Genomic DNA, 13,584 nt, shown 5'->3' on the forward strand with positions numbered 1-13,584 from the left:
TACCGGGAAGAAACTATCCGGCGGGTACCGGCTGCGGGACCGGTCGCTGCTGTCCCTGCGGCGGCGTCTGCGGTTCCTGGGTCTGCGTGCTCGGCGAGCTCGGCGGCGTCGTCGGCGCCGTCGTCGTCCTCCCCGGGGCGATACCCGGGATCGGGATCGTCACGCCGGGAAGGATCTCCACGTCACGCGTGGTGATCTCGACCGGCGGGATGAGCGGCGTCGGCGTCGATGTCGTCGACGACGGGGCGGGCGGCGTGGTCTTCGCCGGAGCCGGGGCCGAGTACTGCGGCACCCCGGCCTGGCCGGCGATCGGGGCCGGCGTCGGGAACTTCTCGATGTCGGTGCCCTTGAGCGCACCGTCCATCGTTGCCTTCCAGATGTCCGACGGCAGACCGGAGCCGTAGATCATTCCGCCCCAGCTGTTCACGAGCGGCAGACCCGGCCCGGTGCCAACCCACACTGCGGTGGACAGCTGCGGCGTGTAGCCGACCATCCACGCGTCCTTGTTGGAACCGGTGTCGCCGAGCTGAGCGGTGCCGGTCTTCGACGCCGACGGGCGACCACCGGCCAGGTTGTGGCCGTTGGAGTACCCGGCGATGGGCACCATCGCGGCGGTGGCATTGTCGGCAACCGCTGCGTCGACCACCTCCTTGCCGGTCGGGGTGCCCCGGTCGAGCAACACGGTGCCGTCGGCGGTCACGACCTTCTGCACGAAGTGCGGGGTGTGGTAGACGCCCGACGCGGCGAGCGTGGCGTACGCGGACGCCATATCGATCACCCGGGACTGGTACTGGCCCAGCACGATGCCGTTGTTGGGGCCGATCCCGCCCGGCTCGGTGAGCGTGTCACCGACACCGGGGATGTACTCGGGGATGCCGAGCTTGTGCGCCATGTCCGCGATAGCCCGCGGGCCGTCGTCCATCTGCAGCATCATCCGGTAGAAGCTGGTGTTCAGCGACCGCTTGAGCGCCTCGGCAATGGTGCACGTGCCGCAGGACTCACCCTCGACGTTGCCGATGGTGATGCCGTTGACGGTGAGCGGCGAGCTGTCGTACATCTGCGACAGCGGGATGCCCTGGTCCAGTGCGGCTGCGAGACCGAAGACCTTGAACGACGATCCGGTCTGCAGGCCGGACTGAGCGAAGTCGAAGCCCGCGCCGTCCGGGCCACCGTAGTAGGCGCTCACCCCGCCCGTGCGCGGATCGATCGACACCACCGCGGTCCGCAGCTCGGACGGCTCCCCGTCCATGTACTTCTCGACTGCCTTGACCGCCGCGGCCTGTGCCTGCGGATCGATCGTCGTGGTGATCTGCAGGCCCTCGGTGTTGAGGTCCTGCTCACTGATCCCCGACGCCGAAAGCTCCTGCAGCACCTGCTGCTTGATCAGGCCCTCGGGGCCTCCGGCACCGCCGCCGTTGTCGACCTCGGCGAGGGGAACCACCTGCGGGAACTTGATGGTGGCGCGGTCGGCGGCGCTGAGCGTGCCGCTGGCGACCATACCGTCGAGCACGTAGTTCCAACGCGCCTGTGCGCCGGTGGGATTGGTTTCGGGATCGAGTGCCGACGGCAACTGGATCACGGAGGCGAGCACGGCGCCCTCGGCAACCGACAACTGCTCGACCGGTTTGCCGAAGTAGGCGTTGGATGCCGCCGCGATGCCGTACGCGCCGCGACCGAAGTAGATGGTGTTCAGATACGCCGCGAGAATGTCGTCCTTGGACCACTGCTTGGCCATCTTCGAGGAGATCACCAGCTCCCGCATCTTTCGGGTGAGCGAGCGTTCCGAGCCGACGAGTGCGTTCTTCACGTACTGCTGCGTGATGGTGGACCCGCCACCGGCGCTGTCCTTGCCGAGCACGTTGTCGCGGGCGGCGCGAGCAAAGCCGGACACCGAAAAGCCTGGGTTCGTGTAGAAATCCCGGTCCTCCGCCGACAGCACGGCGTTACGCACGTGCACCGGAATCTGGTCGATCGAGACCTCGGTGCGGTTCCCCTCGGGCGGCACCACCCGCGTGATCTCCGTCGTGCCGTCCGACGCCAGGATCGTCGCGACCTGGTTGGTCTTCATGTCACCGGGCCTCGGCACGTCCTCGACGACGTACGCAACCATGAACGCCAGAATGGGCACGATCAGGCCGACGGCGATGACGGCGTACGCGGTGCGCCGGGCAATCTTCCACCGGCTGGACTTGGTCTTCTTCGGCGGCTTCGGCGGCTGACCGCCCGCTCCACCACCGGACTTGCGCGCGGTGGGCGGCGGTCCGGCCGGCGGACGCCCACCTGGACCGCGCCCGCCACCCTGCGGCGGCCGACCCTGAGGAGGGCGTCCGCCCTGACCCTGCGGCTGGCGCGGAGCCGGACGGCCGGAGGCCGGAGGGGCGGGATTGCGACGCGGAGGCGGACCCCCCACGGGTCGACCGGACTGCGGCCCAGCCGGGCGGCCACTCGGCAGCGGCCCGCTGGGTCGTCGGGGTCCGGTGGGTCGACCACCCTGCGGGTTGTTGTGGGGGGAACTCACGTACAAATCTCCAGTAATCGGGCGACTGTGGGCAGTCCTCGGTCGTGTCGGGCGGTGGATATGGGGTGGAGAACTTACTCGATCGCGGTGCGGCGGGCCGACGAGCGGCTGGAGGTGGACCTCCGCGGCCGCTTCGGCGCCGGTACCGCACCGAGAACGTAGGACTGAACCAGATGGTTCCAGCTGCACGTGCGGCACACCTCGACGACGTGGACCGAGAATTCCTCCTCGCTCGCAGCCAGTCGCACCAGCTCCTCCGGCGTCCGAGCAGAGCCGGAAACCGGACCCAATCTGTCGCCGAAAACCCAAGAAACTATGGTCAGCTCTTCTTTACGGCAGATCGGGCACATCACGGAACTGCTGCGGCCATGGAACTTGGCCGCCCGCAGCAGGTAGGGACTCGCATCGCAGACTTCGGTCACGCCGGTCCGCCCCGAGTAGACCTCGGCGAGCAAGGACCGGCGCTGCAGCGCGTAGTCCACGACCTGCCGCTGTATCCGCACGCAGACCAGAGTACGTGCGTCCCCCGACAACCGAGTCGATCGGACTGGACACACGTGGGGACGAACACAAGGTCTTGACAGTTGGTGTCAACGTCGGTGCCCAGCGGGTGCGAGCGCGGGTACGGACGGGTGCCGACACATTCCGGCCGGTTCCCTAGGATCAGCCAGGTGCCACAGCGAGCCTCGGCGAGAAAACGTGCGCGCGACATCGATCGCGCCCAGACCTGCACACTCCTCGACGCCGGGTACGGAGAGGGCCAACTGGACCCGACCGAGTACCAGGCCCGGACCACGCAGGCCATGAAGGCCAAGACGCTCGGCGAACTGGGTTCCCTCGTCGCAGATCTGCAAGTTCCCGAGCATCTCGTCGAGGCCGCGCGCGAGTCCTCGCCGGCACCGCGCAGGCGGGTTCCGGGAGGCGCCGTGGCCGCGGTTGCCGTCGCGGTCGTGGCAATCTTCGGAACGGTGGTGTACACGAATCGGGGCGACGCCGCGGCCCCCGAGACGGCCGTCGTCGCTGATCGGGCCCCGGCGCCTGCTCCCGTCGCACCCGGTGAGCCGGCACCGATCGTGATCGAGCCGCTCGACCCCCGCTCTCCCGAAGGGATCCGCGACTTCCTGCGTCAGTACGAGCAGAAGTTCGGTGACCTGCGGGTGGACGACGTGATCTTCTACCCGACCTACGTGTTCTTCGCGCGGATGCTGCCGGACCAACCGTATCGCGCACAGGATTGGAGCTTCCGGGGCGGCTTCTCACCGTCGAGGGCGCCGGAGTCCCGCTCCTTGGACACTGTCACCGTCGACCTCGCAGCCCTCGACGTCGACCGCCTCGCCGAGGTGATCGCGACCGGGCCGGGGCGTGTCGGAATGCCCGCCGCAGAGGTGGAGCACATCTTCGTGCGACCGGATTCGGGCGAGGGTGGCGAGGGTCTGGTCAGCGTCTTGTTCGAGGACCAAGAGAAACGAACAGGAATGGTGGACACGCGGATGGACGGCACGATCATCGACGTCTCGCCGGCCCAGGGACGGTGAGCATGCCGAACAATCGTCGCCCCATGACCGCGACAACGCGAGTTCGCGCCCGTGACGTCGACCGCGCGGTGGTGTGCGATGCCCTCGACACGGCCTACGCCGACGGGCAACTATCCGATGTCGAGCACCGGAAGCGAGTGCATGCCGCACGGGCGGCGCGCACTCTGGACGATCTCGATCGGCTCGTGCGGGACCTGCAGGCGCACTCGCCTCTGCGGGATTCCGTGCTCACCCCGCCCCCACCGCGGAGCCCCCGCTGGATTCTCGCGCTCGCGGCCGCTGTCGTCCTGGTGTGCGGCGTCGCGGTGGTGGCCTCGGCGACCCAGGATCACATCGATGCGGCTGGTGGCGCGGCAGGCGCCGACCTGACCACCGCAACGGGGCTCGGGCAGATGCTCGACGACATCGACCGGCAACTGGGCAGTTCGGAGGTCGACAGCCTGACGATCTATCCCGAGTACGCGTCGATCTCCCGCCCGGTGCCCGGCGCGCCCGGCAGCGAACAGTCGTACCGCTACGAAGACGGAAAGCTCACGGACGAGGGAAGGTCGCCGGGCCGCACCGAGGGCGTACCTGTCGATCTGGCGAAACTCCGCCCGAACGTCTCCCGGCTGATCGGGCTGCTGAAAGGCGCCGATCGCACCCTGGGTGTGGACGATCCGACCCAGATCTACCTGATCGCGGACCGCGACGACGATGCGGGGCCGGTCGTGAGCATCTATCTGCGGAACGAGGACACCGGCTCGCAGGGGTTCCTGACGGCCGATTTCGACGGCGTGGTCCGCAGCGTCTACCGGAGCGACCGGTAGGTCTTCTGACAGCGGTTTCCCGGAACAGTGCGTGCGTATATATCGGTGCGATATAGTTGGCGATCGCATCTATCGGTTATGTTCGGGACACTCAGGGGGTGTGATCTTGCTCGAACTCGCAATTCTCGGGCTACTCCTCGAGTCACCCATGCACGGATACGAGCTTCGCAAGCGGCTGACCGGCCTGCTCGGTGCATTTCGCGCGTTCTCCTACGGCTCGCTGTACCCGACCCTGCGCCGCATGCAGGCGGACGGGTTGATCGCCGAGGACGCGGGAGTCGACGGCACCATCAAGCGCCGGGCGCGCCGCGTCTACGAGCTCACCCCCACCGGCCGCAAGCGTTTCACCGAGCTGGTGGCGGACACTGGGCCGCAGAACTACACCGACGACGGGTTCGGCGTGCACCTCGCCTTCTTCAGCCGTACCCCCGCCGAAGCGCGGATGCGAATCCTGGAAGGCAGACGACGCCAGGTCGAGGAGCGCCGTGAGGGCCTCCGCGACGCCGTCGGGCGGGCCAGCGGATCACTCGATCGCTACACCCGCCAGCTCCACCAGCTCGGTCTCGAAACGAGCGAACGGGAAGTGCGATGGCTCAACGAGCTGATCGCCGCCGAACAAACATCAACAACATCAGCACCCAAGAAAAACGAAGGAGAACCCGACCATGGGTGAGAACAGCACCACGGTGCGCGTAGCCATTGTGGGCGTGGGTAACTGTGCCTCGTCCCTGGTCCAGGGCGTGCAGTACTACAAGGACGCCGACGAGAGCTCGACCGTTCCCGGCCTGATGCACGTGAAGTTCGGCCAGTACCACGTTCGCGACGTCCAGTTCGTCGCCGCCTTCGACGTCGACGCCAAGAAGGTCGGATTCGACCTGTCCGAGGCGATCCTCGCCAGCGAGAACAACACCATCAAGATCGCCGACGTGCCGCCGCTCGACGTCCCGGTCCAGCGCGGTCCGACGCTCGACGGCATCGGCAAGTACTACGCGGAGACCATCGAGGTCTCCGACGCGGAGCCCGTCGACGTCGTCGCCGCCCTCAAGGCCGCCAAGGTCGATGTCCTCGTCTCCTACCTGCCGGTGGGCTCCGAGGAGGCTGACAAGTTCTACGCGCAGTGCTGCATCGACGCCGGTGTCGCGTTCGTCAACGCCCTGCCCGTCTTCATCGCCTCCGATCCGGAGTGGGCCGCGAAGTTCAAGGACGCCGGCGTCCCGATCGTGGGCGACGACATCAAGAGCCAGGTCGGTGCCACCATCACCCACCGCGTGATGGCGAAGCTGTTCGAGGACCGCGGCGTCGTGCTGGACCGTACCTACCAGCTCAATGTCGGTGGAAACATGGACTTCAAGAACATGCTCGAGCGTGATCGCCTGGAGTCCAAGAAGGTCTCCAAGACCCAGGCCGTGACGTCGAACCTCACCGGTTCGCTCGCCGGCAAGGTTCACGACCGCAACGTCCACATCGGTCCCTCGGACTACGTGGAGTGGCTCGACGACCGCAAGTGGGCGTACGTCCGTCTCGAGGGCCGCGCCTTCGGTGACGCCCCGCTGAACCTCGAGTACAAGCTCGAGGTCTGGGACTCGCCGAACTCCGCTGGCATCATCATCGACGCCGTCCGCGCCGCGAAGATCGCGCTGGACCGCGGCATCGGTGGACCGGTCTACCCGGCCTCCGCCTACCTGATGAAGTCGCCGCCGGTCCAGATGGCCGACGACAAGGCACGCGCCGACCTCGAGGCCTTCATCATCGGCGCCGAGTAACAGCACTCGTCGCTACTCCCGGTGGCGGTGGGCGGGTCCTCGGACTCCTCCACCGCCACAGGTGTTTTCGGATCGAGCCTCAAATCTGGACGATGAAACCCCCAACGGACGGAGAGGGCTTGGACTCGACCTCATCGCCCGATCCGACCACAGACAGGAAGCGGCCGTGGCCAACCGCACCTACCTTTACACCACGCCTATTGCCCCTCAGGACGATCCGGCGAGGGTTCGCAGCCGGCGCCTGTCCGGTATCTCCGAGTGGTCGTACGCGATACCGCTGGTCCCCCGGATCCTGGTCTCCGCGGACCCCCGCGCCTGCCAGTCGATCATCTGGGACGAGACCCCCGGCCTGATCGCGGTCACGGCGCGCTGCGGCCCCGGCATCGACCGGCTCGACCGCTTCCTCGGCCGCATCGACCATCCCGGTCTCGGCACGATGGCCGAGGATGCATTGCGGTTCCTGCGCAGCCACACCGAACCCGACCACCATTTCGTCCTCGAATGTGGCGAGGTCTTCGACATGGACGACGAGCCGTTCGCGGACCAGGGGCGCGCACTGATGGCCGGGCTGGCGGACATCGATGCAGAAATGGAGGCGGTGCTGACCAAGTTCGTACCCGCCAAGCCGACCTTCTGGCAGCGGGTGTTCACGCCGTCGCAGGAGAGCATCGAGGAGCCCCTCCGTGAACTCGGTCTCGGCTACTGGTCGGACACGCTGTACTTCGAGCTCGACGGCCCGCGATAGGCGTGGCCGCCCGGCGGTCTGCATCAATGCATGACGCAAGTCACCACTACTGCGCCTTCCCCGTGCCGTCGATCAGTTCGTTGCACCGGGTATCGAGATAGCCCACCGCCATCCAGAAGTGCTCGAACGCGGGATTGGTGGTCTGGCCGTGGTGATAGCGGTAGTAGATCTGCTGCGCGATCACCGCTAGGCGGAACAGCCCGAACACCTCGTAGAAACCCCAGTTGTCGACGGGGAGGCCGGTTCGCTCTGCGTAATAGTCGACGATCTCCCGACGGGTGAGCATGCCCGGCAGGTCCGACGGCTGACGCTTGGTGGCCTGCATCATCGGATGATCGTCGGCCTGCACCCAGTACGCGAGGCTCGAACCCAGATCCATCAGCGGGTCGCCGATGGTGGCCAACTCCCAGTCCAGGACGGCACGGGGCATCAGGTCGTCACCGAGCACGACATTGTCGAGCCGGAAGTCGCCGTGGATCACCGCCGACGCGATGTCCTCCGGTTGATTGTCCTCGAGCCACTTCGTGACCCGTGCGAAATCGGGCACGTTGTCGGTGCGGGCCGCCGCATAGCGCTTGGTCCAGCCCGCCACCTGCCGCGCCACATATCCGGTGCCGCGGCCGAACTCGTCGAGTCCCGCCGCGTCCGGGTCGACGCCGTGCAGTTCGATCAGCAGGTCGATCACGCGCAGGCACAGCTCGCGGGTGTTCTCCGGCGTCAGGCCGAGTTCCGCCGGGGGAGCGGCCCGCAGGATCGTGCCCTCGACGCGTTCCATCACGTAGAAGTCGCTGCCCAGCACCGAAGGATCGGTGCACAGGCCCACCATCGCCGGCACGTGCGGGTACACGGGCGCGAGCAGCGACTGGATGCGGTACTCGCGGACCATGTCGTGCCCGGACGACGGCTTCGCCCCGGCAGGGGGACGGCGCAGCACCAGATCTCGGTGCGGGTAGCGCAGCAAGTAGGTCAGGTTCGACGCCCCACCCGCGAACTGGCGCACCTCGGGAACACCGTTCTCGTGCACACTGTTTTCTCGGAGCCACTGCGCGACGGCCTCGACATCGAAGGCGTCCTCGTCGCGGACGGCGCGCGCGTTCTCGGGCAGGTCCGCCGTCACTGGTACTTGCCCAACTCGAAGCGGGCCACCAGGCCCTGGTGCACCTCGTCGGGGCCGTCGGCCAGCCGCAGCGCCCGGGCCGCCGTCCACGCACCGGCGAGCGGGAAGTCGTCGGACAACCCTCCGCCGCCGTGGATCTGGATCGCGAAGTCGATCACCTGCTGCGCGACGCGCGGTGCGGCGACCTTGATCTCGGACACCGCCGACCGCGCGCCCGCGATGCCCTGGGTGTCGAGCAGCCACGCGGTGTTGAGCACCAGCAACCGCAACTGGTTGATCGCGATCCGGGCGTCGGCGACGCGTTCGCGGTTGCCACCCAGATTGATCAACGGCTTGCCGAACGCAACGCGTTCGGTGCCGCGGCGGATCGCAAGTTCGAGCGCGGCCTCGGCGAGACCGACCAGACGCATGCAGTGGTGCACACGTCCCGGACCCAGGCGCCCCTGTGCGATCTCGAATCCCCTTCCGGGACCGGCGATGATCGCGTCCAGCGGCAACCGCACATCGGTGAACGACACCTCGCCGTGCCCGCCGGGCTCGTCGTAGAAACCCATGGTCGAGAGCATCCGCTCGACCTTGACGCCGGGGGTGTCCATCGGGACCAGCACCATCGAATGCCGTTGATACCGGTGCGCTTCCGGATCGGTGAGGCCCATGAAGATGAGGATCTTGCAGTCGGGGCTACCGATGCCGGTACTCCACCACTTGCGGCCGTTCAGCACCACCTCGTCACCCTCGACGATCGCGGTCGCGGCCATGTTGGTGGCGTCGGAGGACGCCACCTCAGGTTCGGTCATGCAGAACGCCGAGCGGATCTCGCCGTCGAGCAGCGGGCGTAGCCAGCGCTCCTTCTGTGCGGGGCTGCCGTAGTGGTAGAGCACCTCCATGTTCCCGGTGTCGGGGGCGTCGCAGTTGAAGATTGCGGAGACGAACGGCGAGCGTCCCATCTCCTCGGCAAGCGGGGCGTACTCGACGTTGGTGAGGTCGGCGCCGAGTTCGGCGTCGGGCATGAAGAGGTTCCACAGACCCTGCTCGCGGGCCTTGGTCTGCAGCGCACGGAACTCATCGGAGACCTGCCACATCGCGGCGCCGGAGACGTCGGAGCGCTGCGCGAGCGGCGCGACGCGCTCGGCCCGGAGCCGGGCCTCGACGGGGGCAACCTCGGTCGCGATGAAGGCGCGCAGTCGGTCGAGGTACTCCCTCGACCGTGCGGTCTGTGAGAAATCCATGCAGTCCTCCATAACGGCAGCAATAACTGAGCATTGCTCAGTTAATCTATCCGTAGACTGACCGCGCAATCAAGAACCTGGACGGTGTATCTCTTGTCGACCGAAACCGGCGCCCCCCGCCGCCGGCTGCCTCCGGAGGAGCGCAAGCGCCAGCTGGTCGCAATCGGCCTGCAGGAACTGGCGGCCCGGCCGATCCATGCGCTGTCCATCGACCGCGTCGCCGAACAGGCCGGGATATCGCGCGGCCTCCTGTTCCGCTATTTCCCAACGAAGCAGGACTACTACGTCGCCGTTGTGGGGGCAGCCGCCCGCCGACTGCTGCGCGCAGCCAAGGCAGACCCTGCCGATCCCGCCGGTGAACCGCTCCGGGCAGTCGTGCACGCATTCGTCTCGTTCATCGACCGGCACGGCGCAAACTACCAATCGTTCTTCCACGGCGGCTTCGGCGCCGACCCGCAGATCCGGGAGATCCGCGAGCACATGAAGAACACGATGGTCGAGCGCACGCTCGAGGCGACCGGCAGCGAACCGTCCGCGGCCACCCGGATCCTGCTACGCGGCTGGTGGTCGATGGTCGAGAGCCTCGCCATAGACCGCACCACCGAGCCGGTGTTCACCGTCGACGACGTCGTCGATCACGCACTGGCCAGCCTGCCTGCTCCGCTCAGGTGCGCCCTGTATCCACACGGTGACTAAACTCCGCCGATATGGGCGGTGAGCTGCGACGGCACTGGAGTTATGCGCCATGGTTCTTGGTCGAACCGCCAGACCCCAGTCCCGGCACTCGGCCCCGACCGCGGCTGCAAACATTGTTCGACGCAGCGGTGACGCACTCGCCGATCACATTGGTCGTGGCACCTCCCGGTTTCGGCAAGACCACCGCGCTCGCGGCGTGGGCGCGGGCCGGCACCCAACCGACTGCATGGCTGTCGCTCTCCCGACACGACCGTGGGCCCGAGAGCTTCGCGGCAGGGCTGGTCACCGCGCTGCACAGGACGGCCGAGAGGCACGGACTCCCGGTACGCGGCAGATTCATCGCGCCCAACGGCCGGCAGGCCCTGATCACACACCTCGAACGAGTAGCGAGCGGCCTTCCCGGCCCCGTGGTGGTGATCGTCGACGACGCCCATTTGGCCGAGGCCGATGACCTTGTCGAAGTCATCCGCCCGATGGCCGAATCGGCTTCCGGCAGCATTCGATTCGTCCTCGCGGGTACCGGGAAGCTCGACACTTGGTTCAACCGACAGCTGGTCGGCGGGGCTGCAACCCTGGTCACCTCGCAGGATCTCGCATTGACGACTGTGGAAATCGTGGAGGCGACCAGCGATTTCGACGCTCCGGCGTCCGCGGAAGTGGCCGCGTCGGTGCACCGTGAAACGGGCGGCTGGCCGGTTGCTGTGCGGCTGGCACTGTTGAACCTCGACGATCGGGCGGCGACCAACCCGGCCCTTCCGGCGAATATCTCCGATGACCTGCTCACCGGCTACGTGACCGACACGGTACTGAACCACCTGCCACCGGAACTGGCCGAGTTCGTCCTCGCAACCACGACGTGCGATCGGATCGATGCCGATCTCGCGACGGCGCTGAGCGGCCACCGTCACAGCGCGCCGCTGCTCGAGGAGTGCGTCCGTCGTGGACTGTTCCTCGACCGGTACGTCGGCGCGGACGGTAGCACCGCGTATCGCTGGCACGATGTGTTTGCGCAACGGTGTCGGGTAGCGCTACAACGGCTGGACGCGGCAAGCGCGGCACGGCTCGACCTGGTGGCCGCCGACTGGCTCGCCCCGAGGTTCCCGATCGAGGCGACGGTTCACGCAATGCGCGCGGGCGCGCCGGGTCGCGCCGTCGACATCATCCGCGAGCACTGGTTGCGACTGGTGATCGAGTCACACGCGAGTGCCCTGAATGCACGGTGCCTCGCGCTCCCGACCAACCTCGCGGACACCCCCGAGATACTGCTCATCCGCGCGTGCTGTGTCGATGTCCTCGGCGATTCGGCCGGTTCGGCGCTCCTCCTCGCCCGCGCCCGGTCGACGGGACCGGCCCACCCCGCTGTCGCCGCGCACCTGGAATCGACCCGGGCACTCGCCGACCTGTTCCTCGCGCATCGGCCGGCGGACCTGGAGGCCGCAGCCGACCGGGTACGGGCCGCGCTCGACATCGGGGGTACCGCACACCACAGTCATGCTCACGCGGTCTTCCTCCTCGGCTGGACGGAATTGCGACTGCGCCGCGACACCCCGGCAGCTGTGCGCTTCCTCGCCGCCGCGAGGAACGAGGCTCGGGCCGCCGGTCATCGCGTCCTCGCCCACCGAGCCGCCTCCAATCTGGCATTCGCACTCGCATTCGGCGGGGAGTTCCTACAGGCGGAGCTCACACTGGACCAGGCACCTCCAGCGGCTGCCGACGGGGACACCGAGTGGTTCCAGTACGACGGTGGAATCGAGCTCGTCACACGGGGCTTCATCCATTACTGGCACGACGAGTTGGCGGCGGCGCAGGCGACCTTCCGCACGTTGTCGATGCCGGCCGGAGAGCACACCGCGTACACCTCGCTCGCACGTATCTTCTACGCGCTGACCGTGGCGGCCGCCCACGACGCCGGCGCACTCGACGAAGCCGCGCACCTTCTGACCGAGGTTGTCGACGCCGAAGTCCACGGCGTTCCCTGGCAGACGTTCCGGACCGCCACAGCCGCCGCACTTGCCGCCGCGGGTGGCGACATCGAACTCGCCTGCAAACGCCTCGACAGCCTGGACTTCTCCCGCAGCCTGCCGATGGTAACGGTCCTGGCGGCCGAGATGTACCGGCGCGCTGGGCGCCTGGACGACGCCGCACGGTGCCTGAAGCGAATCGTGGGGCTGCCGACCTCCTACGTCAAGGTCAGCGGTCTCGTCACCGCGGCCCAGATCGGCTGGAGCCAGGGCGCTCACCAGCGTGCGCACCGACAGCTCGAGCGCGCCCTGGATATCGCGGAACCCCAACGGATCATCCGACCGTTCGGCCGGATGGATGCGCCCTTCCGGACCCTCCTCACCGAGCACGCGGCCTGGGGCACCCGACACGAACAGCTCCTGGCGACGCTCCTCGCCCGTGCCGAATCGGCGGCCGACCGTCAACCGCTCGGCTCCTCTCTCACCCGACGCGAACGCGAGATCCTCGGATTCCTCTACACCCGCATGACCGCCGCCGAGATCGCTGCCGAACTGTTCGTGTCCGTCAACACCGTTCGCACACATCAGCGATCCATCTATCGCAAGCTCGGAGTCACCAATCGGCGTGAGGCCGTTCAGCTCAGGCCGTGACCGATGGCCCCGGCGACTCATCAACTGCGGATGATTCTCGACCCGAGCACTACCTGTCGAACACTCCGGTGTGCGAGCCTGGCGGCCGGCCCCGTGCGCTCGAATCCCTACTCGCTTCCAGGAGTTACACATGTCTCGGACCAAGCTGCTCGCCACCACGTTCGTCGCCGGTGCATTGATGCTGTCCGTCGTCGGATGCAGCAGCGACGACGAAAACTCCGCTGTGGACAATGCGGCCGCGACGTGCGATGCCTATGCCGCGTTCGTCGGCGCGGTCGCCGAAGCGCAGACATCGCTCGACGCCTCCTCCACCCTCGAGGAGATCGGTGCGACCCGGGCCGAGGTCGCCGGCGCGCATGACGCGCTTGCCACATCGGCGACGGCGGTGAGTCAGGACCGATTCGATGCACTGTCGGCCGCCTGGGCCGAGTACGACCAGGCTGTGACGAACCTGGACCCGAACCTGACCGTACCGGAGGCTGCGCAGCAGTTGCGTGGCAACGTGGCGTCGATCGTGTCGGCGCAGAACGCACTCGGCTCGTCCCTCGGCTGCTGAGCGG

At 67.6% G+C, this 13,584-nt stretch carries 12 protein-coding genes; 8 read left to right on the forward strand and 4 right to left on the reverse strand.

The window, feature by feature from the left end; all coding sequences use genetic code 11:
• Positions 1 to 13: 13 nt before the first annotated feature.
• Positions 14 to 2,173, reverse strand: coding sequence for a transglycosylase domain-containing protein (locus tag ERC79_RS10970; RefSeq protein WP_242676874.1), 2,160 nt, complete (start codon positions 2,171 to 2,173; stop codon positions 14 to 16).
• 419 nt (positions 2,174 to 2,592) lie between these two features.
• A complete protein-coding gene (locus ERC79_RS10975; RefSeq protein ID WP_242676875.1) occupies positions 2,593 to 3,000 on the reverse strand; it encodes a DUF5318 family protein in 408 nt (135 codons plus the stop codon).
• 189 nt (positions 3,001 to 3,189) lie between these two features.
• Between ERC79_RS10975 and ERC79_RS10980 the strand changes: the two genes are divergently transcribed.
• From ERC79_RS10980 to ERC79_RS11000, 5 genes are all read left to right on the forward strand, one after another.
• Positions 3,190 to 4,053 carry a DUF1707 domain-containing protein gene (locus ERC79_RS10980; RefSeq protein ID WP_131578107.1) on the forward strand — a complete coding sequence of 288 codons (864 nt, stop codon included), beginning with the start codon at positions 3,190 to 3,192 and terminating at the stop codon, positions 4,051 to 4,053.
• Positions 4,054 to 4,076: 23 nt separating this feature from the next.
• Positions 4,077 to 4,862 (forward strand): DUF1707 domain-containing protein, encoded by a 786-nt coding sequence (locus ERC79_RS10985; RefSeq protein WP_242676817.1) that lies wholly within the window; start codon positions 4,077 to 4,079, stop codon positions 4,860 to 4,862.
• 106 nt (positions 4,863 to 4,968) lie between these two features.
• The gene (locus ERC79_RS10990; RefSeq protein WP_131581007.1) at positions 4,969 to 5,535 is read left to right on the forward strand and encodes a PadR family transcriptional regulator; all 567 of its coding nucleotides are present in this window, start codon (positions 4,969 to 4,971) and stop codon (positions 5,533 to 5,535) included.
• Entirely contained in the window at positions 5,528 to 6,625 is a 1,098-nt protein-coding gene (locus ERC79_RS10995; protein ID WP_131578111.1) for an inositol-3-phosphate synthase, read from the forward strand. Before ERC79_RS10990 ends, ERC79_RS10995 begins: the two co-directional genes overlap by 8 nt.
• A gap of 166 nt (positions 6,626 to 6,791) precedes the next feature.
• Entirely contained in the window at positions 6,792 to 7,370 is a 579-nt protein-coding gene (locus ERC79_RS11000; protein WP_131578114.1) for a hypothetical protein, read from the forward strand.
• A 46-nt stretch (positions 7,371 to 7,416) separates the two neighbouring features.
• Here ERC79_RS11000 and ERC79_RS11005 read toward each other — a convergent pair whose 3' ends face one another.
• Entirely contained in the window at positions 7,417 to 8,487 is a 1,071-nt protein-coding gene (locus ERC79_RS11005) for a phosphotransferase family protein (protein ID WP_131578115.1), read from the reverse strand.
• Entirely contained in the window at positions 8,484 to 9,716 is a 1,233-nt protein-coding gene (locus tag ERC79_RS11010) for an acyl-CoA dehydrogenase family protein (protein ID WP_131578117.1), read from the reverse strand. The genes ERC79_RS11005 and ERC79_RS11010 overlap by 4 nt, the downstream gene beginning before the upstream one ends.
• A 93-nt stretch (positions 9,717 to 9,809) precedes the next feature.
• On the opposite strand from ERC79_RS11010, the gene ERC79_RS11015 reads away from it, so the two are divergent.
• From ERC79_RS11015 to ERC79_RS11025, 3 genes are all read left to right on the forward strand, one after another.
• Positions 9,810 to 10,412, forward strand: coding sequence for a TetR/AcrR family transcriptional regulator (locus ERC79_RS11015; RefSeq protein WP_131578119.1), 603 nt, complete (start codon positions 9,810 to 9,812; stop codon positions 10,410 to 10,412).
• 155 nt (positions 10,413 to 10,567) lie between these two features.
• Positions 10,568 to 13,024 (forward strand): LuxR C-terminal-related transcriptional regulator, encoded by a 2,457-nt coding sequence (locus ERC79_RS23735; RefSeq protein ID WP_165497092.1) that lies wholly within the window; start codon positions 10,568 to 10,570, stop codon positions 13,022 to 13,024.
• 130 nt (positions 13,025 to 13,154) lie between these two features.
• Entirely contained in the window at positions 13,155 to 13,580 is a 426-nt protein-coding gene (locus tag ERC79_RS11025; RefSeq protein WP_131578123.1) for a hypothetical protein, read from the forward strand.
• Positions 13,581 to 13,584: the final 4 nt, after the last annotated feature.

This window comes from Rhodococcus sp. ABRD24, assembly GCF_004328705.1.
GTDB lineage: Bacteria > Actinomycetota > Actinomycetes > Mycobacteriales > Mycobacteriaceae > Prescottella.

Coding starts and splice junctions, on each gene's coding strand:
- ERC79_RS10995 (WP_131578111.1), top strand. CDS start 5,528: ATGGGTGAGAACAGCACCACGGTGCGCGTAGCCATTGTGGGCGTGGGT.
- ERC79_RS11010 (WP_131578117.1), bottom strand. CDS start 9,716: ATGGATTTCTCACAGACCGCACGGTCGAGGGAGTACCTCGACCGACTG.
- ERC79_RS10985 (WP_242676817.1), top strand. CDS start 4,077: ATGACCGCGACAACGCGAGTTCGCGCCCGTGACGTCGACCGCGCGGTG.
- ERC79_RS11025 (WP_131578123.1), top strand. CDS start 13,155: ATGTCTCGGACCAAGCTGCTCGCCACCACGTTCGTCGCCGGTGCATTG.